24 protein-coding genes and 1 tRNA gene are annotated in these 24,025 nt (G+C 38.0%); 12 read left to right on the forward strand and 13 right to left on the reverse strand.

Translation table 11 applies throughout. The features are described from left to right. Window positions 1-6: 6 nt before the first annotated feature. Window positions 7-687, forward strand: a complete 681-nt coding sequence (locus AC07YT_RS07035; RefSeq protein ID WP_086545381.1) for an ABC transporter ATP-binding protein — start codon at window positions 7-9, stop codon at window positions 685-687. 55 nt (window positions 688-742) lie between these two features. Here the strand turns inward: AC07YT_RS07035 and AC07YT_RS07040 are convergent, their stop codons facing one another. The 6 genes from AC07YT_RS07040 to AC07YT_RS07065 all read right to left on the reverse strand — a co-directional run bounded on the left by AC07YT_RS07040 (window position 743) and on the right by AC07YT_RS07065 (window position 8,770). Then, the gene (locus tag AC07YT_RS07040) at window positions 743-3,172 is read right to left on the reverse strand and encodes a glycoside hydrolase family 95 protein (protein ID WP_086545382.1); all 2,430 of its coding nucleotides are present in this window, start codon (window positions 3,170-3,172) and stop codon (window positions 743-745) included. Between the two features lie 29 nt (window positions 3,173-3,201). After that, window positions 3,202-3,651 carry an L-rhamnose mutarotase gene (locus AC07YT_RS07045; protein WP_086545383.1) on the reverse strand — a complete coding sequence of 150 codons (450 nt, stop codon included), beginning with the start codon at window positions 3,649-3,651 and terminating at the stop codon, window positions 3,202-3,204. A 23-nt stretch (window positions 3,652-3,674) separates the two neighbouring features. Then, window positions 3,675-5,015: an alpha-L-fucosidase gene (locus AC07YT_RS07050; protein WP_086545384.1), complete on the reverse strand. Its 1,341-nt coding sequence runs from the start codon at window positions 5,013-5,015 to the stop codon at window positions 3,675-3,677. 85 nt (window positions 5,016-5,100) lie between these two features. Then, window positions 5,101-6,753, reverse strand: a complete 1,653-nt coding sequence (locus AC07YT_RS07055; protein WP_086545385.1) for a sodium:solute symporter — start codon at window positions 6,751-6,753, stop codon at window positions 5,101-5,103. A 17-nt stretch (window positions 6,754-6,770) separates the two neighbouring features. Continuing rightward, window positions 6,771-7,991, reverse strand: a complete 1,221-nt coding sequence (locus AC07YT_RS07060; RefSeq protein WP_086545386.1) for an enolase C-terminal domain-like protein — start codon at window positions 7,989-7,991, stop codon at window positions 6,771-6,773. A 14-nt stretch (window positions 7,992-8,005) separates the two neighbouring features. Next, a complete protein-coding gene (locus AC07YT_RS07065; protein WP_494945251.1) occupies window positions 8,006-8,770 on the reverse strand; it encodes an SDR family NAD(P)-dependent oxidoreductase in 765 nt (254 codons plus the stop codon). Between the two features lie 216 nt (window positions 8,771-8,986). Between AC07YT_RS07065 and AC07YT_RS07070 the strand changes: the two genes are divergently transcribed. The 9 genes from AC07YT_RS07070 (at window position 8,987) to AC07YT_RS07110 (ending at window position 16,336) form a co-directional block, all read left to right on the forward strand. Continuing rightward, complete coding sequence (locus AC07YT_RS07070; RefSeq protein WP_086545388.1) at window positions 8,987-9,865, forward strand: AraC family transcriptional regulator; 879 nt, start codon at window positions 8,987-8,989, stop codon at window positions 9,863-9,865. Between the two features lie 86 nt (window positions 9,866-9,951). Continuing rightward, window positions 9,952-10,749 carry a helical backbone metal receptor gene (locus AC07YT_RS07075; protein ID WP_086545389.1) on the forward strand — a complete coding sequence of 266 codons (798 nt, stop codon included), beginning with the start codon at window positions 9,952-9,954 and terminating at the stop codon, window positions 10,747-10,749. A 62-nt stretch (window positions 10,750-10,811) separates the two neighbouring features. After that, window positions 10,812-11,114: a hypothetical protein gene (locus tag AC07YT_RS07080; protein WP_145954206.1), complete on the forward strand. Its 303-nt coding sequence runs from the start codon at window positions 10,812-10,814 to the stop codon at window positions 11,112-11,114. Window positions 11,115-11,278: 164 nt separating this feature from the next. Beyond that, a tRNA-Leu gene (locus AC07YT_RS07085) sits at window positions 11,279-11,360 on the forward strand. A 168-nt stretch (window positions 11,361-11,528) separates the two neighbouring features. Beyond that, complete coding sequence (gene tig, locus AC07YT_RS07090; RefSeq protein WP_086545391.1) at window positions 11,529-12,881, forward strand: trigger factor; 1,353 nt, start codon at window positions 11,529-11,531, stop codon at window positions 12,879-12,881. A gap of 52 nt (window positions 12,882-12,933) precedes the next feature. After that, complete coding sequence (locus AC07YT_RS07095; protein ID WP_086545392.1) at window positions 12,934-13,290, forward strand: four helix bundle protein; 357 nt, start codon at window positions 12,934-12,936, stop codon at window positions 13,288-13,290. Window positions 13,291-13,447: 157 nt separating this feature from the next. Further along, window positions 13,448-14,155: an ATP-dependent Clp endopeptidase proteolytic subunit ClpP gene (clpP, locus tag AC07YT_RS07100; protein ID WP_057932889.1), complete on the forward strand. Its 708-nt coding sequence runs from the start codon at window positions 13,448-13,450 to the stop codon at window positions 14,153-14,155. Further along, window positions 14,139-15,377 carry an ATP-dependent Clp protease ATP-binding subunit ClpX gene (gene clpX, locus AC07YT_RS07105; protein ID WP_086545393.1) on the forward strand — a complete coding sequence of 413 codons (1,239 nt, stop codon included), beginning with the start codon at window positions 14,139-14,141 and terminating at the stop codon, window positions 15,375-15,377. Before clpP ends, clpX begins: the two co-directional genes overlap by 17 nt. Before the next feature lie 95 nt (window positions 15,378-15,472). Next, entirely contained in the window at window positions 15,473-16,336 is an 864-nt protein-coding gene (locus tag AC07YT_RS07110; RefSeq protein ID WP_478358971.1) for an AMP nucleosidase, read from the forward strand. 553 nt (window positions 16,337-16,889) lie between these two features. On the opposite strand, the gene AC07YT_RS07115 is transcribed toward AC07YT_RS07110, so the two are convergent. After that, window positions 16,890-17,750 (reverse strand): sigma-70 family RNA polymerase sigma factor, encoded by an 861-nt coding sequence (locus tag AC07YT_RS07115; RefSeq protein WP_010601359.1) that lies wholly within the window; start codon window positions 17,748-17,750, stop codon window positions 16,890-16,892. A 454-nt stretch (window positions 17,751-18,204) separates the two neighbouring features. Here AC07YT_RS07115 and AC07YT_RS07120 point away from each other — a divergent pair, with 454 nt between their 5' ends. Further along, on the forward strand, window positions 18,205-18,762 hold the full coding sequence (locus tag AC07YT_RS07120; RefSeq protein WP_086545394.1) for a DUF2975 domain-containing protein: 558 nt from the start codon (window positions 18,205-18,207) through the stop codon (window positions 18,760-18,762). Between the two features lie 5 nt (window positions 18,763-18,767). After that, window positions 18,768-18,974 carry a helix-turn-helix domain-containing protein gene (locus tag AC07YT_RS07125; protein ID WP_086545395.1) on the forward strand — a complete coding sequence of 69 codons (207 nt, stop codon included), beginning with the start codon at window positions 18,768-18,770 and terminating at the stop codon, window positions 18,972-18,974. Between the two features lie 338 nt (window positions 18,975-19,312). On the opposite strand, the gene sucC is transcribed toward AC07YT_RS07125, so the two are convergent. The 6 genes from sucC to AC07YT_RS07155 form a co-directional block, all read right to left on the reverse strand. Then, a complete protein-coding gene (gene sucC, locus AC07YT_RS07130) occupies window positions 19,313-20,512 on the reverse strand; it encodes an ADP-forming succinate--CoA ligase subunit beta (protein ID WP_086545396.1) in 1,200 nt (399 codons plus the stop codon). 436 nt (window positions 20,513-20,948) lie between these two features. Beyond that, the gene (locus tag AC07YT_RS07135; RefSeq protein ID WP_086545398.1) at window positions 20,949-21,257 is read right to left on the reverse strand and encodes a hypothetical protein; all 309 of its coding nucleotides are present in this window, start codon (window positions 21,255-21,257) and stop codon (window positions 20,949-20,951) included. Window positions 21,258-21,353: 96 nt separating this feature from the next. Further along, complete coding sequence (locus AC07YT_RS07140; RefSeq protein ID WP_086545399.1) at window positions 21,354-21,773, reverse strand: hypothetical protein; 420 nt, start codon at window positions 21,771-21,773, stop codon at window positions 21,354-21,356. A gap of 11 nt (window positions 21,774-21,784) precedes the next feature. Continuing rightward, window positions 21,785-23,353 carry a DUF4153 domain-containing protein gene (locus AC07YT_RS07145; RefSeq protein WP_086545400.1) on the reverse strand — a complete coding sequence of 523 codons (1,569 nt, stop codon included), beginning with the start codon at window positions 23,351-23,353 and terminating at the stop codon, window positions 21,785-21,787. Between the two features lie 12 nt (window positions 23,354-23,365). Continuing rightward, on the reverse strand, window positions 23,366-23,677 hold the full coding sequence (locus tag AC07YT_RS07150; RefSeq protein WP_145954207.1) for a hypothetical protein: 312 nt from the start codon (window positions 23,675-23,677) through the stop codon (window positions 23,366-23,368). A 49-nt stretch (window positions 23,678-23,726) separates the two neighbouring features. Then, complete coding sequence (locus AC07YT_RS07155; RefSeq protein ID WP_086545402.1) at window positions 23,727-24,023, reverse strand: winged helix-turn-helix domain-containing protein; 297 nt, start codon at window positions 24,021-24,023, stop codon at window positions 23,727-23,729. Window positions 24,024-24,025 lie beyond the last annotated feature (2 nt).

Consider the following 24,025-nt stretch of genomic DNA (forward strand, 5'->3'; position numbering starts at 1 on the left):
AAAAATATGATACAACTTAATAACATCGAAAAATATTACGCAAACAAAGGCATTAAAAATTATGTGTTGCGTTTAGTTACCACCAGTATTAAACAAGGTGAATTTGTTTCCATTATGGGCCCATCGGGTGCGGGGAAATCTACTTTGCTTAATATTATTGGCATGCTTGAAGAGCCAACTTATGGTTCGTATGAATTTCTGGGAGAGAATGTAACCTCGTTAAATGAGCGCAAACGCATTGAACTTTACCGAAATCACATTGGTTTTGTTTTTCAGGCTTACCACTTGATTGATGAAATGACCGTTTACGAAAATATTGAAGCCCCGCTACTATATAAAAAAGTGGGTAGCGCCGAGCGGGCCAGTAGAATTGCCGACCTGTTAGACCGTTTTAATATTGTGGCCAAAAAAGATTTATTCCCGAATCAACTTTCGGGCGGGCAACAGCAATTGGTTGGTATTGCAAGGGCATTGGCCGCGCAACCATCCATTATTTTAGCAGACGAGCCAACCGGTAACCTCCAATCGGCGCAGGCAGATGAGATCATGACCCTGTTTAAAAAGTTAAATCAGGAAGATGGCATTACCATTATTCAGGTTACGCACTCCGAAAAAAATGCGCAATATGGAAACAGGATTTTGCACATTGCCGATGGTGTAGTAAAAGAAGACGTAGCGGTAGCCTAAACTAAATGAAAAAATCGGGATGTGCATTTAAACGCATCCCGATTTTTTATTAAAATTATTTAAAATCTGAAAGCGCAAGTTTATAAACCCCACCGGCCTTGGTTTGCAGTTTTGCTGTTTTATTTTGATAACGGATTAAACATTCACCACCGTTTTTCGCAACGATAGTAATTGTAGAAATACTGTTGTTGTGCCATTGCATATCGATCACAAAACCACCTCTGGCAACCAGGCCTTTTATATGGCCATCTTTCCACTGGCTTGGTAATGCGGGTAATAGCGCTATAAAATCTTCATGGCTTTGCATCAACATTTCAGTTATACCAGCAATTACACCAAAATTTCCATCTATCTGAAAAGGAGGGCAGGCATCAAAAAGGTTATGATAACTTCCACCACCTGCACTGTATTTGGTATCGGTATCATCCGTTGGCCGCAATTGAGCGTTTAGTATTTTAAATGCACGGTTACCGTCATTTAATCTTGCCCACAGTGCAATTTTCCAGGCGTATGTCCATCCTACACCAGCATCACCTCTAACTTCCAACGATTTTTTTACCGCCTCTGCCAATTCAGGTGTTTTATCTTTCGTAATCTGGTTGCCAGGGTAGAGTGCATACAAGTGCGATAAATGGCGATGCTGTACTTCCAGCTCTTTAAATTCATCTGCCCATTCCATTAATCTTCCATCCGAAGCTATTTTCGGGCCGGCGAGATTTAGTCTGGCATCATCCAGCTTTTTTATAAATTCAGCATCATCATTTTTTAAGATATTGGCTGCTTTTAATGTATTGCTAAATAATTCGTAAATCACCTCCTGATCGTGGGTAGGCCCCATACTGATCTGAACTTTGGCACCATCAGGTGCTAAAAATGAATTTTCTGGCGATGGAGATGGACCTGATACCAATTTACCTGTTTTTGGATCTTTTACCAGCCAGTCTAAGTAAAATTTGCTTGCTTCTTTGAGGATAGGAAATACCTTAGTTAAATAATTTTTATCCTTCGTAAAGGCATAATGTTCCCACAAATGCTGACAGATCCATCCACCACCGCCTACATGCATGCCCCAGCTGGGATGTTCTCCCGGAGAAGTATAACCCCAAACATTTGTAATGGGATGTAATACCCAGCCATTCATTTGGTATTGGATTTTCGCAGTACGCTTGCCTGGTTCTAAAAGTGACGAAACCAGATCAACCAGCTGCTCCTGGCATTCGGAAAGGTTAGTTACTTCTGCTGGCCAGTAATTCATCTGAACATTAATATCGGTATGGTAATCGCCATTCCATGGCGTTTGTATCTGATTGGCCCAAATACCCTGCAAATTGGCAGGCAGGCTTCCTTTGCGCGATGATGATAATAAAAGATAGCGTCCATATTGATAGTAAAGACCATAAAGAGCCGATTCATTTTGGCTTTGTACATTTTTGGTCATCAACTCATTTGTAGGAAGATTATTCGTACTGTTATTTAACGTTAAAGAGGATCTTTTTGTAAAAGATGAAAAATCTGCTACATGCCTTTTGCGTAATAATTCATAATTTTTGGCAGCTGCTTTTTGGGTTATAACATTTAATTCACTTTCAAAATTCGCATTGGTATAATCCGGATAATGCAAATGGTAATTTGTAGCGGCCGTTAATATGATGGTAACCGAAGTGGCTTTGGTTACCTGTAAGGAATTTCCGTTGATTTTTATTGTTCCGCCTGTAAGTTGTGGTATAGCATAAGCTTTGTAGCGCATTCCATCACCATCTTTACCGTTATTTAAAATCCCGCTCATTATTAAACGACCGTTTTTGGCCACGGTATTAAATCTTTCGGGCCTGTTTAGCGATAATGAAAAGGATAAAGCATTAGGTTTGTCGGCCGTTAGCCTAATCACCAAAGCCCGATCGGGATAACTCGAGAAAACTTCTCTCTTGTATTTAACGCCATCTTGCTCGTATCTGGTTAATGCTACCCCCGTAATCAGGTCTAGTTCGCGGTAATAATTCTTAAAAGTAGATTTTTTTCCAAAATCCAGCCATAAATCACCCAGTGTTTGGTAGCAGCCAAAAGGTACATTTGCACCATTTCCCTGTCCAGAGCCTTTACCCTTGCATACCTGGGTTTTGTTGGTCAATGCTGCGGCTTCCTTATATTTTCCTGCGAAAAGGAGATTTCTTATTTCGGGGATGTATTTTGCTGCTTCCGGGTTATCACTATCCTGCGGACTCCCGCTCCATAAAGATTTTTCGTTAAGTTGTATTCGTTCCTGGTTTACATCTCCGAATACCATTGCCCCTAAAAACCCATTGCCAATTGGCAGTGCCTTTAACCATTCAGGATCACTTTTCCAGCCATTTGGATTGTCTTTTGTACTCGCGTTAGCAGGACTGGTATACCAGATTTTGTCATGCTGGTTCGACTGGGATAACACTTTTTTTGAGCTAAATATGATCAGCAGCAAAAGCAGGAAGGGTAGTATTTTCTTTATCATAAGTAGTTATTGAGCTATTTATTGTAAGATTAATCATGGTGAAAAACCTCTTCCATAGCACTCCAGGTTTCACCTTTTGCGGCGGCATCGGGCAAAGGGATTTGACTTGGTGCAGTTTCTTTCCACCAGCGTTGCGTAGTGGTGTCAGCTGCCATCTTTTTCATGTCGGCAGCAAAATCAGTTCCGGTATATTCGAAGTAGCTAAAAAGATATGGTTTGCCTTCAATTTCTTTTAAATAAATGGAATAATTATGAATGTTGCATTCGGTTATTTTTTTTAATACCCCTGGCCAGGCTGCTGTATGTAACTTTTTGTAATAAGCCATTTTTTCGGGTTTCAGTCCTGTAATACTGCCATAACGTAATACTTTGTTTGCTGTATTTGATGATTTGCTATCATTTTTTGCAGGTGGGTTACAGGCGGAGGCCATTAGCACGAAGGCTAATGCCAGGAAATACATTGCTTTTAAAATTTTCATATTTGCCTTTTTTAAATATCGGTTTATTTAACAATTGGAATATTTTCGGTGTTTCCGTTTAATTCCAGCACCACAATATAATCTGACTGGCTGGCCTGGTTAGCAGGAAGCTGCACTGAAATATCATCCTTATGCACTACATTAACAGGTTGTTTATCTAACAGGTACGCTTTTTTAACTTTTAAACCTGGGATAGTTTTTAAACTAAGCTTAGTCAGGCTGGAATTTAATACATGCAGGTAGATTTTATTTCCTTTTCTGGTGGTAGCATATTCACCATTAGGCTGGTAGGGGCCACCTAAAGTACCATAAATGGCTTCGCCATTGGTTTTTAACCAATCGCCAATTTCTTTTAAACGTTCTATCTGGCGGGCTTCAATTCTACCATCTGGCATCGGACCAACATTTAATAAAAGATTGCCATTGCCACCTGCCGTTTTCGAAATAATCTCGAGGCACTGTTTTAAGGGTTTCATTTTATCATTTGCTTTCCAGGCCCATTGGTTACAAATCGTAAAACAGCTTTCCCAGGGCATTTGCATATTTAATTTTCCTACTACTTGTTCAGGCGTGTCGTAATCACCTATCATTTTAGAAACATCAATGTTTTTATTCTCCAATGCGGCAAACTCTTTTCCCAATCGGTTATTGATAATGATGGTTGGTTTTAAATTTTTGAGATAGGCATACAGGTCTTTACCCATTTCGTCTGTCCAGGGTTTTTCCCATTGCCCATCAAACCAGAGCATATAAGGATCATATTTGGTAATGAGTTCTTTTAACTGGTTTTTCATATACACCACATAACGGCTCATGTCTGATTTGGGATCAATCGTTTGGTTTTTTGGCGAGTGGATTGGGTAATCAGGATGGTGCCAGTCTAATACCGAGTAATAAATACAGAATTTAATCCCCTGTTTTTTACAGGCTTCATTTAATGCGCCAACAATATCTTTCTTGTATGGTGTGTTGGTGATGTTAAAGTCGGTATAGGCTGTTGGCCATAAACAGAACCCATCGTGATGACGAGCGGTAATGGTGAGGTATTTCATTCCGGCATCTTTTGCTGTTTTTACAATTGCATCGGCGTCAAACAGAACCGGATTGAATTCTTTATAAAGATTGTCATAATCTTCCGTTGGAACCTGCTCACCACGGCTCCAGCCAATTTCGGTGCCGCGTAAACTTACCGGCCCCCAGTGAATAAACATGCCGAAGCGTTTATCCATAAAATCGTTTATTGGCGACGGTTTATTATTTTTGGATTGCGCAGCAACCTGTAAAGCCATTGTAAAGGCTAAAACGCATACTAAAGTGATACGGTTAATGATTTTGTAGGGTAAGGGATATTTGAATTGTATCATATATTTAATTTTTTTAAATGTTATTTATTAACTGCCTAGTTTGATTTACTTATGGTGCTATAGTTTTTCCTAATTAATGTACACATTATTTAAAATAAACATACAAGACACCCATTATGGCCAATAAAAGCACCGATAGAAATTTGTAGTTTCCAATACCGCTCCAGCCTTTGCTTTTCAGCGGTTCCCAAATAGAGGTCCAATACAAGGTTTCACTTTGAGCGGTGTGTTTCACCGGATAGATGTGAGAAAATACCACCTGGATCAACACACAGATGCAGAACAGGTAAAAAGCCATCATCATGAAGGGGATTTGACCAATTATCGTTTCTGTTCCATAAACTTTGTTTACCACAAAAACACCAGCGCCAATAATGGAGCCCAGCAGTAAAGTATATTGCGCCCCTTTTGCAGATGCTTTTTTCCAGAATACGCCCAATAAGAACACGCAGGTGATGGGAGGGGCAATATGTGCGATTACATCGTTGATGCCATTGAAAAGACTTTCGTAGCTATTTAGTAACGGCAACAGGCCTATTGAAACGGTTAAGGCAATACCCGCCGACCAACGACCTACGCTCACTAATTTTTTATCGCTGGTTTCGGGTTTAAATCTTTTATATAAATCATAACTGCTTAGCGTAGCGATAGAATTTAAGGCACCTGCAATTTGACTCATTAAACCTGATAATAATGCGGCCACCAAAATACCTACCAATCCTTTTGGCAAAAGCTGGGTAATCATTAAAGTATAAATGCCTTTGGTGTTTAATACGGTTTCACCGTTACTACCAACAGTTTGTAAACTCGATAAATCCATCGTGCCCGATTTATATAAGATATAGGCAAATAAACCAGGAAGCACGAAAATAAATACCGGTAAAATTTTGATAAAGCCACAAAATAACGAGCCTACACGGGCATGGTTTTCGTCTTTTGCACCTAAAACACGCTGCACAATAGTTTGATCGGCGCACCAATACCAGATACCCAAAACGGGATAGCCTAAAAATACGGCTATCCAGCTCATTCCGCTTTTATCGCCAATCGGGCGTATCATACTGAGTTTATCCATGGCATTTTCTTTCTGTAGTATCGCCGTCATATGATCCCAGCCGCCAACTTTATTCCAGGCAAAATAGGTAATGATAATGGCGCCGGTAATGAGCACCAAGCTTTGTATGGTTTCGGTAACGACTACAGCCCTTAAGCCACCTATAATCGTATATAGTCCGGTTAGTAAGGCGATTACCACTATGCTTACATACATGTCGATGCCAAATAGGGTTTCGAGTACGATACCACCTGCTAAAAAAGAAAAGGCAATGTGAATAATGATGGCCGATAGAATGGAGATGAATGCCAGCCAATCTCTGCAGGCGCGGTTATATCTTCGTTCTAAAAAATCAGGTAAAGTAGAAATGCCCGAACGGATATAAAAAGGAATAAATAACAAGGCTAAAAGAATGAGGGTAAAGGCCGCCATCCATTCAAAATTGCCATTTAAAAGCCCGCTGTCAAATCCACTCTGTGCCAAACTTACCAAATGGAGGCACGAAATGTTTGTTGCAAATAATGCCAGACCAATCATAGGCCATTTCAAGGTTTTGCCTGCCAAAAAATATTCACCACTGGTGGTTTCTTCGTTTTTCTTTTTTCGCGTTCCGGTCCATAAACCTATGGTTACAATAAAAAGTATATAGGCAATGGTAATTACAATATCGGTTGTACTGATCATATTTGGTTAGATTTTGGTTATTTTAAATCACAGCTACTTCCTGCCTCTTGCGGGGTAATGTAAACGCCCTTTTCAATTTTAATCGGATGTTTAAAATGTTGTTTTAAATGGGGGATATGTTCCAGAAATAAAGCTTCGTGCCCCATAGCAATGTGGTTAAAAAGTACCAGATGCTGATGTAATTGTCCCATGTCGCCAACGTGGGGTACTACGGGTACGCCAAATTTTTTACATAACAGACTAATCGTGATGAACTCACTAACACCGCCTACACGCACGGCATCTACCTGGGCAAAACCCGTACAGCCAGTTTGCAGGTAGTTTTTAAAAATAATGCGGTTGGGTACATGTTCCCCTAAAGCCAGTTTAACGGGCGCAATTTCTCTGGCCAAAGTCTGGTGCGCCAATACATCATCCGGGTGTGTAGGTTCTTCAACCCAAAAAGGATTCATATTTTTAAGCTCATTACATATTGAAATGGCTTGTGGCAGGGTCCATTGCTGGTTGGCATCTAACATTACTTTTGAGCTTTCGCCGGCAACTTCGCGTACAATGTTTGCCCTTCTGATATCACGTTTGGGGTCAGCTGATCCTACTTTAAGTTTCATTGCGGTAAAACCATTGGCAATAGCTTTTTTGCAGTTTTCGCGTACTTTTTCATCATCGTAATTAAACCAGCCCACAGAAGTGTCGTAGCCTGGATAACCGGTATCGAGAATACCTTCCCTCGATTTTTTTGAATCCGTTTGGCTTTGCAGCATGGCTATCGCCTCTTCCTTAGTGAGTACATCTTCCAGGTAGGAGAGATCGAGGGTATTTACAATTTCTTCGGGACTTAAATCAATCAGGAGTTTCCATAGTGGTACACCTCTTTTTTTTGCCCACAAATCGTAACAGGCATTGGTTACGGAAGCTAAGCCTAAATGTACAACACCTTTGTGCGGCCCCAACCATCTAAATTGCTGTTCGTTTGATAGGGTGCGAAAAGTCTGCCCAAAATCGCTCATCAATTCTTCAATATCCTGTCCTTTTAGCTTATTGGCATAAAACTGAGCAGCATTGCAAACCAAATCGTTCCCCGCGCCCAGCGTAAAGGCTAATCCTGTTCCTGTAATGCCATTCTCGTTGGTTAAGTTGGTAACTGCATAGGAGTATTGAGGGTCTTTGTGGATGGCATCACTGCCCGCACCGGTTGATAGTTCAAATCGTTTGTCGCTAATTTCTATTTTATTTATCATGTTCGTAATCTGGATTATATGATGGTTCTATACCCCAATTCGGCGCCACCGCTTACCGGTAAAATGGTTCCTGTTATAAATCTGGCTGCATCGCTCAGTAAGAATAGGCAGGCATCTGCAATTACGTCGCCAGCCGGCATACCACCTAAAGGTTGAAGTTTATCTAAGTAATGCTGTATTTCTTCTTTGTTCGGTTGTTCTTTGCTCCATAACTGTAAGGTTGGGGTATTAATCGCCGCAGGCGAAACCGCATTTACACGTATTTGGTACGGTGCATAATCTAAGGCCATGGCCTTCGTGAGGGCATTAATTGCGCCCTTTGTGGCTACGTAGGCTGCATGATTGTCCTGCCCGATAGTACCTACCATCGAGCTGGTATTTAAAATACAACCCTTTGTTTTTTTTAGCTGCTCGATGCCATAACGGGTGGTATATAAAATGCTCTTTAAGTTAACATTCATCAACAAGTCCCACTCCGCATCTGTGGTTTGATCAAGTGTTTTTGAAGGATGTGCAATCCCCGCATTATTATGGATGGCATCTATATTGCCAAACTTTTGAATGATGGTTTCAAAAGCAGCAGCCACTTCATTTTCATTAACCAGGTTGCAGGTTATGGCTATTTTTTGCGCGGTTTCAAGCTCGTTTAGTTTGCTTTCGGCTATTGGGTTTTTATCCAGGATACAAACAGTAGCACCAGCCTTTGAATAGGCTTTTGCACATTCCCAGCCAATACCATCGGCACCTCCTGTGAGTATAATAATTTTATGATGAAGCATGTTGATTAATTCGGTTAGTATTTGTAATAGCTAATTTATTAAGGAAAAAAGAGATAAACTGAGGTATAATTTGCTAATAGTGATGTTATATTAGCTTAATTATTAAATTTGTCTATCGTTATTGGTAATTTAGGATGCTAAATCAGAAATGAGTTCCTCCTAACCAAATAACTGACATATTGCCAAACTGATGGTCAAGAAAATAACCTGTATCAAATGAAACCGATTTTCGCCAAAATACTAGATGGGAAAGTAAATGATGTGTACGGCATAAAGGTTGTAGACGCACCTTACTTTTCTACCGAATTCCATTTTCATGAAGAATGCCAGCTCACTTATAATGTGGAGAGTGAGGGGCGACGCATGATTGGTGATAGCATTGAAGATTTTAATAACGAAGACCTGATTTTTGTAGGTTCTAATTTACCTCATGTATGGCACAATAGCCAACAGTATTTTAGCGATTCTACACCAGATACCCATGCACATTCAATTTCGCTTTTTGTCCACCCCGAAAAAATAATGGATATTTTCCATGAGCCAGAGAATATACAAAAGCTTAAAAACTTTTTTCAACTGGCTAAACGTGGAATGAAATTTAACCTTTCGGCCAGAAAGGAAATTAAACCTTTGTTGTTAAAAATTGCCAGGGCCACAGAAGAAATTACCCGTTTAATAGGGGTGCTGGAAATTTTAAACCTGCTTTGTCAAAACAAAGATTATGTTTTACTGGCCAGCCCGGGTTATACCAATAACTATCAGTTAAAAGATAATGATAGAATGGACAAGATTTTGAAATATGTTTTTGATAATTTTAATAAAGAGATATTGCTGGTTGATGCTGCTGAGATGACCAATATGAATAAGCAGGCTTTTTGCAGGTACTTTAAGAACCGTACCCAGAAAACTTTTGTAACCTTTGTTAACGAAGTAAGAATTGGCCATGCCTGTAAATTAATAGCCGAAAGTGATCATCAAATAAGCGAAATGGCTTACATATGTGGCTTTAACAGTCTTTCTAATTTTAACAAATTTTTTAAGCTGGCAAAAGGCGTTACCCCAAAAGAATATAAAAAAATGTTAATTGTAGATTGATCAGTTAAAAACTTGCTGAATGAAGATTAACTCTGGAAAAGGCTTGCTTTAAACAGACTAATCTTTCTATAACCTATATTTGCAACATGCAAAAATCCTTTATCGATCAAATGGGCAGGGAAATTTCTATTAATTTTCCACCTAAACGGATTATTTCTGTGGTGCCCTCACAAACAGAATTGTTGTTTGATTTGGGCCTGGATCAGGAAATTATCGGATTGACCAAGTTTTGCATCCATCCGATAGAAAAATTTGCAGCAAGAACCAAGGTTGGTGGCACCAAAAAACTCAACATTGATTTAATCAGGGATTTAAAACCCGATTTGATTATTGGGAATAAAGAAGAAAATACACAAAGTGATATAGAAGAGCTTGCAACAGACTTTCCGGTTTGGATGAGCGATATTTTTACTTTAGATGATGCAATGAAGACGATTGGCCAGATAGGGGCGCTGGTAGATCGCGAACCGGAAGCCGGTTATCTTAACCATTTAATTGCTGCAGGATTTAATGATCTGCAAACGCTCGCCCTTCAAAATCGTATCGATAAAAAGATAGCCTATCTCATCTGGCGTAAGCCCTTTATGGCAGCTGGAAAAAATACATTTATTAACGACATGCTGCTTACTAATGGTATGACTAATGTGATTACGCAAGAACGTTATCCATCGGTTACATTAGCAGAACTGAAAACTTTAAATTGTGATCTGATCCTGCTTTCTTCCGAACCCTATCCTTTTGCTGAAAAACATATTGAAGAAATCCAAACCGCCATTCCAGATACAAAAATTATACTGGTTGATGGAGAAATGTTTAGCTGGTATGGAAGCAGGCTGGTTAAAGCAGTTCAGTATTTTTTTGAGTTTCAAAAAGAACTTTATTAGTTATTGGCGATTAAATTTTTGTAATTTGTAGCATAAAATTAAATCATCTCGTTACCATAACTATGAAAAAAATATTAATACTATCCCTATTTGTAGCCGCAATTTCTGGTTGCAGTTCAATGAAAAACGGAGGAGACGTCACTACAGTTACAGCAAGTGGAACAATAGAGAAACTTGGAATGACGACTTTTCAATATGGTACACATTTATTAAAAGCCGACAATAAAACTTATGCCTTAAAAAGCGCAAACATCAACCTGGATACTTATCTGGATAAAAAGGTCACCATCAAAGGAAGAAAAGTAGCAGGTTATCCATTAGATGGCGGCCCTGAGTTGGTCGAAGTAACGCTGGTGAAATTTTAGCTGTAAAACGGGGGAGGTGAGATGGATAATGTGATGTTGTATTTTAATGGTCTATGTTTCAGATCGCAGCGCTGAATAATCAATTTTATGCTCCTATAATGCGCTGCAAAAATTTGATTATCCAATCTTGTTTCTATCTTTGCAGTCCTTACAACATCCTAACTGCGGAAGTGGCGTAATTGGTAGCCGCACCAGACTTAGGATCTGGCGCTTCACGGCGTGGGGGTTCGAGTCCCTTCTTCCGCACAACAAGATAAAGGCCGTTCCGATTTAAACATCGGAACGGTTTTGTTTTTAAAAACATTGATTAATAAAAATTGATGTGCGGTGTCGGTTGTGGCGATATATGGTTTTTTCTCAAATCTCATATCGCAATTCTCCCGTCTAAAGTACATCTTACTATATCTCATAAAAATGAATATTACACAGGAAAAAACCGGCAACTTAAATGCTGTTGTAAAAATCAAAATCGCACCTGCTGATTACTCTGGAAAAGTAGAGAAAGCCATTAAAGATCAAGCTAAAAAAGCACAATTACCTGGTTTCCGTAAAGGAATGGTTCCTGCTGCCCACATTAAAAAAATGTATGGCAAAAGTATCCTGGTAGAAGAGGTTAACAACTTGTTGAACGATACCTTATCTAACTACATCGCAGAGCAAAAATTAGAAATTTTAGGTCAACCACTTCCTAAAATGGACGATGAACGCGAATTTAAATGGGATAATACAGATGATTTCGAATTTGATTATGAGTTAGGTTTAGCGCCTGCTTTTGATGTAAATCTTTCATCTAAAGATAAATTTACCGAATACGTAATTAAAGCTGATAAAGAAACTTTAGAAAGCCGTATCAAAAATATCCGTCGCAGCTATGGTAAAATGACTAATCCTGAAGTTTCGGCTGATGATGATGTGCTTTATACCGAACTTACTCAGGTAGCTGCAGATGGTACTGCTGTTGAAGGCGGTATTACCAGCACAGCAACTATTCGTTTAGATCAGATTAAAGATAAAAAAATCCTTAAATCGTTGATCGGTTTAAAGAAAGATGATGAAGTTACCATCGATATCCAGAAAGCATTAGAAGATGCTGCGGTAATTGCTAAAGCTTTAAACATTTCGGAGGAAGAAGCAGCTGAATTAAAAGCAAACTTTAAACTTCACGTTAAAAACGTGAACCGTTTAGAAGAGTCTGACTTAAACCAGGAGTTTTTTGATAAATTATTTGGTGAAGGTACGGTAACTGACGAAGCGGGTTTCAGAGCGAAAATTACGGAGGAAGTAGAAAGTATGTTTAAACAAGATGCAGAACGTAAATTATCGAACGATATTTATGAAGCACTTTTAGCTAAACACACTTTCGAATTGCCTGATGAGTTTTTACGTCGCTGGTTAAAAGCCACAAACGAAAAACTGACTGATGAGGAATTGACAGAAGGTTACGATGATTTCGCTAAAAACCTGAAATGGACTTTAATCGAAAACAAAATCATTAAAGATAACAGCATCGAAATTAAATATGAGGATGTAGTTCAGGCAGCTAAAGCGAAATTAGATGCTCAATTCAGAATGTACAGCCCAAGCCCACTTCCTGAAGATCAGCTGGCTCAATATGCAGTTCAGTTTTTACAGGAAAAAGAAAATGCAAACCGTGTTTTCGAAGAGGTAAAAGCATTAAAAACTTTCGAACAAATCAAATCTGTTGTTACTTTAGAGCAAAAAGATATTGATTACGATAAGTTTATTGCGCTGGATAAAAAAGCATAGGGCAGAGTGCCTTGTGATTTTAATGTCATGATATAAAATCTTATTTTGTCTTATGGCAAAATTTAGATTTCAAGACTTGCTAATTTGGCAGAGAGCTATAATTGTAGGTAATAAGTTAATTGACATTTCTGAGAAATTAGAAGAAATAAAAAAGTATAGATTTGCAGAGCAGCTTCGAGGAGCTGCTCTTAGCGTATCTAATAATATTGCAGAAGGTTCGGGATCTAATTCTACACCTGATTTTAGGAGGTTTTTGAACTTTGCGCATCGATCTGTTTTTGAGAATGCTAATATCCTTTTGGTTTTGAATTTAAGGCTACTGATTTCTGACAAGGATTTGGCAGATTTATTAGAAGATTTAGATATTTTAGCAAGGATGATTTCTAGCTTCTTTAAAAGTTTGAAATAACAAGCGTGCTATATTGTCATGGATTTTGATGTGGTATACTCTTTGTCTAAACCAATACATAATTGAAATATTATTTATATTTTGGTTTTTTATTATTCACGAAACTATGGGGAACAGGAAATTAAAACTCTATGCCCTCTGCTAAAAAACTCATACAATGAACATAGATTCACAAGAATTCAGAAAATTTGCCGTTAAACATCAGGGGATTGGCGGTTTACACGTAGATAAATTTATTGCTCAGGCTAATCTGAACCCGAAGAGCATGACACCATATATCATTGAAGAGCGCCAGTTGAATGTAGCGCAAATGGATGTTTTCTCCAGGTTGATGATGGATCGTATTATCTTTTTAGGTGATGCCATTTACGATCAGAATGCAAACATTATCCAGGCGCAGTTGTTGTTTTTGCAATCAACAGACGCTGACAGAGACATTCAGATCTACATTAACTCTCCAGGTGGATCGGTTTATGCAGGTTTAGGTATTTACGATACGATGCAATATATACAGCCAGATGTAGCTACAATTTGTACAGGTATGGCCGCATCAATGGGAGCCGTTTTATTGGTAGCAGGTGCAAAAGGAAAACGTGCTGCATTACCTCACTCAAGAGTAATGATTCACCAGCCATCAGGCGGTGCACAAGGTGTGGCATCTGATATGGAGATCAACTTGAGAGAGATGTTGAAATTGAAAAAAGAATTATACGATATTATTTCAGAGCACTCTGGCCAAACATACGACTGGGTAGAGAAAGCTTCAGATCGCGATTACTGGATGACAGCTGACGAGGCAAAAGGATTTGGTATGGTTGATGAAGTGTTATCGAGAAACGCAAAAAAAGATGGCGAAACAAAATAAAGAATCCCGTTGTTCATTCTGCCATTCTGGCAAGCATGAAACGTTAATGTTGATTGAAGGCATGGATGCATTTATCTGCGATAAATGTGTAACCCAGGCCAATCAATTGCTTGCGCAGGAATTAGGGACCAAAGGGACAAAAAATATTCAGGAGGCTATAAATTTATTAAAGCCTCTTGAAATTAAACAACATCTTGATCAGTATGTGATTGGTCAGGATGATGCTAAAAAGGTATTATCTGTTGCCGTTTACAATCACTACAAACGTTTAAATCAAAAAGTTGATAAAGACGAGATTGAGATTGAAAAATCGAACATCATGCTGGTGGGCGAAACCGGAACAGGAAAAACACTTTTGGCAAAAACCATCGCAAAAATTTTGCATGTGCCGTTTTGTATCTGTGATGCCACGGTTTTAACAGAAGCAGGTTATGTAGGTGAAGATGTGGAAAGTATTTTAACCCGCTTGCTTCAGGCCGCCGATTATGATGTAACGGCTGCCGAACGTGGCATTGTATATATTGATGAGGTAGATAAGGTAGCCCGTAAAAGTGATAACCCATCTATTACCCGTGATGTATCAGGAGAAGGTGTGCAGCAGGCTTTATTGAAGATTTTAGAAGGTACGGTTGTAAATGTTCCACCTCAGGGCGGGCGTAAGCACCCGGATCAGAAAATGATCCCGGTAAACACCAACAATATTCTATTTATCTGTGGTGGTGCATTTGATGGTATTGAACGCAAAATTGCCAATCGCTTACGTACCCAGGCTGTAGGTTACAAAGTAAAGAAAGATGAGACCGTTTTAGATCTTAAAAATCTTTATAAGTATATTACACCTCAGGATTTAAAATCTTTTGGATTAATTCCGGAATTAATTGGTCGTATACCAGTTCTTTCTCACTTAAATCCATTGGATAAAGAATCATTAAGAAACATTCTAACGGCACCTAAAAACTCATTGATTAAACAATACGTGAAGCTTTTTGCTTACGAAGATGTTAAATTGATTTTTGAGGATGATGTTTTAGATTTTATTGTGGATAAAGCAATGGAATATAAACTGGGTGCCCGTGGCTTAAGATCAATCTGCGAAGCGATTATGTTGGATGCGATGTTCGATACGCCAACGCAGACGGATGTCAAGGAATTGCACATCAATCTCGATTATGCGATAGAAAAATTTGAAAAGGCCGACTTTAAAAAGTTGCAGGCCGCATAAAAATTCAAATCCTCTCGCGAAAGCGGGGGGATTTTTTTTTAATATAATATTTGTTAACGCTAAGCGCCAAGCGCTATGCTCAAAACTAAAAGAATATGAACGAAGAAAAAGACGTAAAAAAAGACGAGGAAATTGTAGCGAAATCGAAAAGAGTGAAGGAGGTAGAATCTCCCGTTAAATCAGGATTAAAATCGAAAGACGAAATTGTTAAAAACTGGTTGCCACGTTATACTGGCAGGCCATTAGATCAATTTGGCGATTATATTCTGTTAACTAATTTCAGTAAGTATGTAAGCATGTTTTCGGAGTGGAACGATAATGCGCCGATTATGGGTTTAGATAAGCCTATGCAAAGTGTTACGGCAAATGGCATTACCATTATCAACTTTGGCATGGGAAGTCCTTTAGCGGCAACCATGATGGACTTACTAACAGCCATTAAACCTAAAGCGGTTCTGTTTTTAGGTAAATGCGGTGGTTTGAAGAAGAAAAACCAGTTAGGCGATTTAATTTTACCCATTGCAGCGATTAGGGGAGAAGGTACTTCAAATGATTACCTGCCGGCAGAAGTACCTGCGTTGCCAGCATTCGCGTTGCAGAAAGCGATTTCTACCACCATTCGGGATCACGGTAGGGATTATTGGACCGGCACCTGTTATACCACCAATCGCAGGGTGTGGGAGCACGATAAAGAATTTAAAAAATACTTGAAAACTTTAAGGGCGATGGCTGTAGATATGGAAACCGCTACGGTTTTTACCACAGCATTTGCCAATAAAATCCCGGCTGGTGCATTGCTTTTAGTTTCCGATCAACCCATGATCCCTGAAGGTGTTAAAACCGCAGAAAGTGATAGCAGTGTAACCGAGAAATATGTAGAAACGCATTTAAGAATCGGTATTGATTCTTTGAAACAGTTAATCAATAATGGATTAACGGTAAAACACTTGTTGTTTTAACCTGCGACAACGTCATCCTGAACTCGTTTTATTAGTCGTTATTATTGTTTTAAAGGTCAGGATCTTTTCGACTTGAATTATTAGCAAGATAGATGCTGAAATAAATTCAGCATGACGCCTTAGAAGAATTATTTTTAAGGTGTTCGTCATCCTGAACTTGTTTCAGGATCTTTCCAGTTTGAATTATTAGCAAATAGATGCTGAAATAAATTCAGCATGACGCCTTAGAAGAATTATTTTTAAGATGTTCGTCATCCTGAACTTGTTTCAGGATCTTCCAGTTTGAATTATTAGCATTTAGATGCTGAAATAAATTCAGCATGACGCAATAAATTAGGATAATCGTCATCCTGGACTCGTTTCAGGATCTTTTCGATTTGAATCATTAGCATTTAGATGCTGAAATAAATTCAGCATGACGTGTCAAGTTAGGATAATCGTCATCCTGAACTTGTTTCAGGATCCTTAATAAGCCCAATTACCATCATAAATAGTATAAACAAAAAAAAGACCGGCATTTGCCGATCTTTTCCTGTTTGTATGCATTTAAATCTTATCCTAAATAAGATTTTAAAATTTTACTTCTTGAAGTATGACGTAAACGTTGTAAGGCTTTATCCTTAATCTGACGAACACGTTCACGTGTTAAATTAAACTTCTCGCCAATTTCCTCTAAAGAAAGCGGGTGGTTAGAACCTAAGCCGAAAAATAAAACGATAATTTCTCTTTCTCTTTCCGTTAAAGTAGATAAAGAACGTTTAATCTCTTCTGATAAAGATTCATTAATCAATGAGCTATCAGTATTGGGTTCGTGGTTTTCCAATACATCTAATAATGTATTTTCTTCACCTTGAACAAATGGCGCATCCATTGATACGTGGCGGCCAGAGTTACTTAATGTGTCCGAAATTTTATCCACTGTCGTTTCTAAAATATCGGCCAGTTCTTCCGGAGAAGGCTCACGTTCGTATTCTTGCTCTAATTTAGAGAAAGCTTTACTGATTTTGCTTAACGAACCTACCTGGTTTAAAGGTAAACGTACAATACGGCTTTGCTCGGCAATTGCCTGCAAAATAGATTGACGAATCCACCAAACGGCATAAGAAATGAATTTGAAACCTTTAGTTTCATCAAAACGTTTGGCCGCTTTAATTAAACCTAAGTTACCTTCATTGATTAAATCGCCTAAAGTTAAACCCTGATTTTGATATTGTTTTGCAACAGATACAACGAAACGCAAGTTGGTTTTAGTCAATCGCTCTAATGCAGCCTGATCGCCCTCACGAATCTTCCTTGCTAAAATTACTTCCTCTTCTGCTGTTATTAAATCTACTTTGCCAATTTCGTGTAGGTATTTATCTAATGACTGACTTTCACGGTTGGTAATGGATTGCGTTATCTTGAGTTGTCTCATTTATACGAATTGTGTGCTCTTTAATTATTGAGTGTGCAAAGTTACGAAATAGTATAGCAATCCGAAAGGATAAAATGCTGAAAATGTTGCTGTTTGCACAAGTTTTTTACAGTTTTACTTATAGCAAAAATCATTCCAAATAAAATTCTGACCTTATTTGTGATTAAATGACGGTTATGGTTGTTTTTCGGTTATTATTTATTGTAAATCAATAAATATATTTTGAATTTTAATAATTTATTATTTATGTTTGTGCTGTAAATAATTAAATAAATATGACGTTTCTTAATTTTTAAACGATTTAAGCCAATTCAAAAAATGCACTTATTGCAGTGTGTTTTTGATCATGTAATTTTTGTCAGGTAGTCTGTATGGAAATTAAAACAAGAAATTACTTCTATTATTAAACAGTAAAATAAATCTCAGGCATTACATTTTAAACAACTATGTAATTATGGAAATTAAAATAACAACCAATCAGATTTTGAAAGTATTACAGTTGCTTTCCTGGATCATTTTTATCGGCCTGTGTGTCGAAGCAGGTGGGGTACTCGTTAATACGATTATCACAACATTTATAAATCAAGAGGGCGTACGCAACTTTTGGGATGGAGCAGATTATTTGTCAAATGTTTACAAATTTGATCAGGGGTATTTTCTGGTCATCACACTCGTGATGATTATCGTTGCCGTGCTAAAAGCCATCATGTTCTATTTAATTGTGAAATTGTTTATCGATAAAAAACTCAGCATTTCTCAGCCTTTCAGTATAGAATTAAAGCATTTTATTTTGATACAGGTTTTTTTAGCGCTAGGCATAGGTTTTTTTGCCCATTTAGGCTATAAATTTACCATCTGGTTAGCGGAAAATGGCGTTGAGGGGGCTAACCTCCAAACATTAAATATGGATGGCGCTGATGTGTGGTTTTTTATGGCTGTTGTGCTTTTTATCATTGTACAGGTGGTTAACAGGGGGATTGAAATTCAACAAGAAAACGATTTAACGATATAAGCCTTATGCCCATAATTGTAAATTTAGATGTGATGTTGGCCAGGCGTAAAATGTCGTTAACCGAATTAAGCGATCGGGTAGGGATTACGATGTCTAATTTATCGATACTTAAAACAGGTAAAGCAAAGGCTGTTCGTTTGGAAACTTTAGAGGCGATTTGTAAGGCTTTAGATTGTCAGCCTGGTGATATTTTAGAATTCCGTGCAGATTAACTTCTGGTTGGTTCAATAAACCTGATGGAATGGAAATACTTTTTGTTGCGGGGTCTTCGACTCCGCTCAGGCTGAAAATCACAAAAAGATTGTTTGAGAGCAGGGCTTTTGTAACCGAAACCAATAGAATCCCTCACTTTCTAAATAATTTAACCACCTAAGACACCTTAGATCATCTTAAGGTATTTATGTATAGGGTAAATAATAGTTTAAAGAAACACCCCGTCCTGCGGACACCCCTCTAAAAGAGGGGAATAAAAAAACCTTCCAGTTTGCACTGAAAGGTTTTAGAATATGTTATTGCTTTAAGCTTGGGCCTTTCGACTTTAAGCTTAAACCTATGCTTGTTCAGCCAATACTTTAGTTACTAAATCTGCAGCTTCTTTTAAAGCAATTGCTGAGTAAACCTGAAGGCCAGACTCGTCAATTAATTTTTTAGCTTCTTCAGCATTTGTACCTTGTAAACGGCAGATAATTGGCACCGGAATGTTACCGATTTCTTTATAAGCATCGATTACACCTTGCGCAACACGGTCGCAACGTACGATACCACCAAAAATATTGATCAAAATTGCTTTAACGTTAGGGTCTTTCAAAATGATGTTGAAAGCCGCTTTAACAGTTTGTGCATTAGCAGTTCCACCAACGTCTAAAAAGTTAGCAGGTTCACCACCAGCCAGTTTAATAATATCCATGGTCGCCATTGCTAAACCAGCACCGTTAACCATACAACCTACGTTACCATCAAGGTTAACGAAGTTTAGGTTAGAAGCACTTGCTTCAACTTCCATCGGATCTTCTTCCGTAACATCGCGCATTGCTGCATAATCAGGGTGACGGAATAAACCGTTCTCATCCAGATTCACTTTAGCATCAACTGCAATTACTTTATCATCAGATGTTTTTAATACCGGGTTAATTTCGAACATTGAAGAATCGGTTGCTTCGTAAGCTTTGTATAAAGCGCTTACAAATTTAACCATTTCTTTAAAGGCATTACCGCTTACACCTAAGTTGAAAGCAATTTTACGTGCCTGGAAACCTTGTAAGCCAACTTTAGGATCGATTTCTTCTTTGAAAATTAAGTGTGGCGTGTGTTCTGCCACCTCTTCGATATCCATACCACCTTCCGTACTGTACATAATAATGTTACGGCCTTTTGCACGGTCTAACAATACAGAGATGTAGAATTCTTTGGTTTCAGAAGCACCTGGATAATAAACATCCTGAGCGACCAAAATCTTATTCACCAATTTACCTTCAGGGCCGGTTTGAGGAGTAACCAATTGCATACCAATAATATCGGTTGCACGTTGTTTAACTTCTTCCAGGTTTTTGGCTAATTTAACACCACCACCTTTACCGCGACCACCTGCGTGGATTTGCGCTTTAATTACAACCCAGTCAGAATTGTAATCTATTTTCAGTTGCTTAGCAGCCTCAACAGCTTGCTCAGGAGTATCGGCAACTATTCCTTCTTGAACGTTAACACCGAAACTTTTTAATATTTGTTTACCCTGGTATTCGTGAATATTCATCTGTTTATATTTTTGTCTTTATCTGTCAGATGGAGCCTATTACGATTAAAATAATATTTTAATCGTATCGGGTTCATTTGCTACAAAATTTGCCCAAAGCTACAATTTCAAACCCTTTAAACAAATAGCAATTGCCGATTTTTTCATAAAATGAACGTTTTATGTTAAACCCGAAATTAGCGCCTGTAATGGACGCTTGTTTATAGTGTCCTGCTGGTTTCTCAGATAGACGCAGCGATTTTTTATTTGAAAGCGAAGGCCCGGTGCTTCGTGGCGGCTCGCGGCCCTGCTTTCCGCTATAAGTCCTCACTACGCTCCGGGCTTACCGCTGCAATCAGGCTTAAAAACAAAGTGAGTTTTTGCCAAATGCATAAAAAATATTTCCGCTGCGCTAATCATTTTAAATCTGCGGGAACATAAGGGTTAATAGTGTCCGTTAGCTTCCTGCAAATGGTGTTCCGAAGATACCAACGGCCAGTTCTGCCCAGATGAGGAATAATGCCAGTAAAATCGCTACAAGTATTACCGTTCTTAAAATACCGGTTTTTAAATTTCTGAACACAAGTTCTATGGCTAAACCTGTACTTAGCAATAATGTACCCATTACTGCAAAATCCCTTGTGTCCCACTGTACCTCGTTTGTAAATTGCATGGCTACCAATGGAATGGCTAAAATTGATGCAATTACACTTAAGATGATGGTAATTCTTAGTTTTCCTGAATTTAATGTTTCCTGATTTTTCATGATTTTATATTTTAATATAAGTTTTAAATGGATAATTAAATAATTTTAGTTTCCCTGATGCGGTTTGCACCAGGGAGCTAAGGGTTGAGCGGTTAATTATAAAACGATTTGCAAAACAGCTTTCACTTTCTTAAATTTTGCTTTAGCAATCGGAATAAGCATTTGTGTCTCCCTGAAATCGCCATATTTGCGGCTTAATTCCGAAATCCAAACAGATTGCCCATTTTTGATAAAAACAACTAAGTTGAAATGATCAAGCTGGTTTATCCCGTTGTTTCGGATATTGCTTAAATCTATTTTTAACTTACATTGAAGTGTATTTAGTTGAGTATAAGGCGCAGCAATGAGGATATAATCTGCATCTAAATTTTCAATCTTGGAGAAATCAATGCTTTGTTGTGAAATAATCTGATCTATTATAGCATGCGTTAATGTTCGGTTAGACCTCAATTGATGGTAATAATTCCAGCAGAACAGGCCAACTACCAAGAAGATAAGAAATGCTTTTGCTTTCATGATTTTGATTTTTATTTGTTTAATCCAAAATATGCTGCAGTATTCGAATCTTGTAAATTCCACGATAACCAGCCCGATTCCTCATAACGCGATTTAAAATAGCCAATTCTTTTATCGAGGCGAGTTAAGATTTGATCATTGTTTTTATCTGCACTGACAACCGTTTCTTCTTCTGGGATGAATGAAGGAGGCATTACCAGCTTATTCCGGCTTTTATCTAATGTGGGAAGTGTTTTTTCAGATAAAGAAAGCAGGTAATCTGCATCCAACGCAATAGATGTGCTGTGTGCCAGATTATACTTTACGATAAAAACATCCCAGTTAATGGTGCTAAAAGTTAGGAGCAAGGCGAACCAGATATTTCCGTTCACCTTGAAAAGATAGAATATCGTTTTCTGTTTTGCTACTTTAAAATAAACCGTTGCCAAACCGATGATGCAAAGGATGGCAAATACCAATACACCGATTCTCTTGTGCGTTAAGCCATGGAATTCGATATAATAACTGTCGCGGATCAATACCGATATAATCAATATAAAGTTTTGAGCCATCCAGGTAAAGGCAAGCACCCTTAACGTTTGGCTTTTGTGGTAAAAATTTAAATTTCCCCTGAAAAAGTAAAGGATTATGGCCATGGCCATTACAATACTAAAGATTAATGTATTGGTGCCCTGGTGTAATTCGCCGGAGAAATTTCCTGAAGGTTTATAGCCAAACCAAAGCGTGGTAATATCGATGGCATTTAATAACAACAACAAAAGGTTAAGTGCAACAAACGAAATTATGCCCACAATATATTCGGTTTTTAAGGCCATTTTTCGGGTTAAGAGGTTTCCGCTAAATGTTTCTACAATATTGTACCAAATCGTTTTTTGACCTATTGTCTTCCTGATCCTCACCAATTGTTCCTTGCATTTCAGTTCTGCTTTCTCTAAACTTTTATCAAAAAATGCCAGCAATAAACCACCTGTTAAAACTAATCCGAAACAGAAATGTACAATGCGTCCGATGCTTAAATCTTTGAAAAAGAAATGAAGGATATCTTCAAAAAACTGTCCGATGCTCGTTAACACACTTTCGGCATAGTGTGCAAAAACATTATTGGCGGCCGAATACAAACAGGCAAAAAAGATTACGGCAATAACCGGGATAAAAATATACTTAATTAATTTAAAAACAGGTTTAAGGTTAAAATTGCCTATGCTTACTTTACTTAAATGCCGTATTGCATTAAAAGGTACCGTAATCATTTGTAAAATACTGGCAAGAAAAGCAGTAAAAATGGTTCTGATCTGTTGGTTATGGCTAAAACCGATGAATAATAGTAAACTGATGTAATAGGTGGCAACAGCTAAATCGGAGTTGTTAACCACAACCAGTACCGCTGCCAAAAGATGTGCTAAACCATAAATTTTTAGTTTATTGCTTTTAACTACATCGGGATTAATAAAAGTGATGGCTAGTAAATAAATGCTATAAATAAGCAAATTGAGTGCTAATCTTTCCTGCCAAAAGAGAAAAGTGAACAAGAGGCCACCCAGCAGGACGGAGAGTGTTAAGAGGTTGGATTTATTTTCCATTTTGTTTAAGGTTTAAGAATTGAAGTAACTGATAATGAGTAGGTAGATAATAACTAAAGGAATATTTAATAGCATGCAGATGATGGTAGCGACAGTGTTTCTCCAGGAAGTTTGGTCACAAATGAGCTCAATTAGAATTATTGCTAACACAAAGAAATTTACAATTGCTGCACCAAGCGTAAAAACAGCTCCTATGATCATGAGAAAAAAAGAGTCTGATATTAAGTTTATTATTAGTATTAATGTGCCGATAAGTGCAGAATAGTAAGCCAGCCTTTTGCCTAAATAATTCATTTGAGGCGCTAATATTTCTTCCGTTTTCATGTTTTTAAAAGTGCTTTGAAATTCAAAGTGAATAGTTAAAAAAAAATGTTTATAGTTTCCTGATCATTTTTTCAAGTGCATCTAAATGTGCTTTGAAGGCTTGTTTGCCCAAAGCGGTAATCGCGTAGGTGGTACTGGTTTTTCTGCCAATAAACCCCTTATGTACTTTAATAAATTCGGCCTGCTCTAATGTATTTAAATGCGAAGCCAAATTACCATCAGTTAACTCGAGCATTTGTTTCAGGTCGTTAAAGCCAATCTCATCGTTTACCACCAGGATAGACATTACACCTAACCTGATCCGGCTATCGAATATTTTATTTAAATCTGCTATCGGGTTTTTCATTC

The organism is Pedobacter sp. GW460-11-11-14-TSB4, from assembly GCF_059423705.1.

Bases quoted from the DNA above. Each gene is read 5' to 3' on its own strand.
- AC07YT_RS07035 (WP_086545381.1), top strand. From the start codon at position 7: ATGATACAACTTAATAACATCGAAAAATATTACGCAAACAAAGGCATT.
- AC07YT_RS07040 (WP_086545382.1), bottom strand. From the start codon at position 3,172: ATGATAAAGAAAATACTACCCTTCCTGCTTTTGCTGCTGATCATATTT.
- AC07YT_RS07045 (WP_086545383.1), bottom strand. From the start codon at position 3,651: ATGAAAATTTTAAAAGCAATGTATTTCCTGGCATTAGCCTTCGTGCTA.
- AC07YT_RS07050 (WP_086545384.1), bottom strand. From the start codon at position 5,015: ATGATACAATTCAAATATCCCTTACCCTACAAAATCATTAACCGTATC.
- AC07YT_RS07055 (WP_086545385.1), bottom strand. From the start codon at position 6,753: ATGATCAGTACAACCGATATTGTAATTACCATTGCCTATATACTTTTT.
- AC07YT_RS07060 (WP_086545386.1), bottom strand. From the start codon at position 7,991: ATGATAAATAAAATAGAAATTAGCGACAAACGATTTGAACTATCAACC.
- AC07YT_RS07065 (WP_494945251.1), bottom strand. From the start codon at position 8,770: ATGCTTCATCATAAAATTATTATACTCACAGGAGGTGCCGATGGTATT.
- AC07YT_RS07070 (WP_086545388.1), top strand. From the start codon at position 8,987: ATGAAACCGATTTTCGCCAAAATACTAGATGGGAAAGTAAATGATGTG.
- AC07YT_RS07075 (WP_086545389.1), top strand. From the start codon at position 9,952: ATGCAAAAATCCTTTATCGATCAAATGGGCAGGGAAATTTCTATTAAT.
- AC07YT_RS07080 (WP_145954206.1), top strand. From the start codon at position 10,812: ATGAAAAAAATATTAATACTATCCCTATTTGTAGCCGCAATTTCTGGT.
- tig (WP_086545391.1), top strand. From the start codon at position 11,529: ATGAATATTACACAGGAAAAAACCGGCAACTTAAATGCTGTTGTAAAA.
- AC07YT_RS07095 (WP_086545392.1), top strand. From the start codon at position 12,934: ATGGCAAAATTTAGATTTCAAGACTTGCTAATTTGGCAGAGAGCTATA.
- clpP (WP_057932889.1), top strand. From the start codon at position 13,448: ATGAACATAGATTCACAAGAATTCAGAAAATTTGCCGTTAAACATCAG.
- clpX (WP_086545393.1), top strand. From the start codon at position 14,139: ATGGCGAAACAAAATAAAGAATCCCGTTGTTCATTCTGCCATTCTGGC.
- AC07YT_RS07110 (WP_478358971.1), top strand. From the start codon at position 15,473: ATGAACGAAGAAAAAGACGTAAAAAAAGACGAGGAAATTGTAGCGAAA.
- AC07YT_RS07115 (WP_010601359.1), bottom strand. From the start codon at position 17,750: ATGAGACAACTCAAGATAACGCAATCCATTACCAACCGTGAAAGTCAG.
- AC07YT_RS07120 (WP_086545394.1), top strand. From the start codon at position 18,205: ATGGAAATTAAAATAACAACCAATCAGATTTTGAAAGTATTACAGTTG.
- AC07YT_RS07125 (WP_086545395.1), top strand. From the start codon at position 18,768: ATGCCCATAATTGTAAATTTAGATGTGATGTTGGCCAGGCGTAAAATG.
- sucC (WP_086545396.1), bottom strand. From the start codon at position 20,512: ATGAATATTCACGAATACCAGGGTAAACAAATATTAAAAAGTTTCGGT.
- AC07YT_RS07135 (WP_086545398.1), bottom strand. From the start codon at position 21,257: ATGAAAAATCAGGAAACATTAAATTCAGGAAAACTAAGAATTACCATC.
- AC07YT_RS07140 (WP_086545399.1), bottom strand. From the start codon at position 21,773: ATGAAAGCAAAAGCATTTCTTATCTTCTTGGTAGTTGGCCTGTTCTGC.
- AC07YT_RS07145 (WP_086545400.1), bottom strand. From the start codon at position 23,353: ATGGAAAATAAATCCAACCTCTTAACACTCTCCGTCCTGCTGGGTGGC.
- AC07YT_RS07150 (WP_145954207.1), bottom strand. From the start codon at position 23,677: ATGAAAACGGAAGAAATATTAGCGCCTCAAATGAATTATTTAGGCAAA.
- AC07YT_RS07155 (WP_086545402.1), bottom strand. From the start codon at position 24,023: ATGAAAAACCCGATAGCAGATTTAAATAAAATATTCGATAGCCGGATC.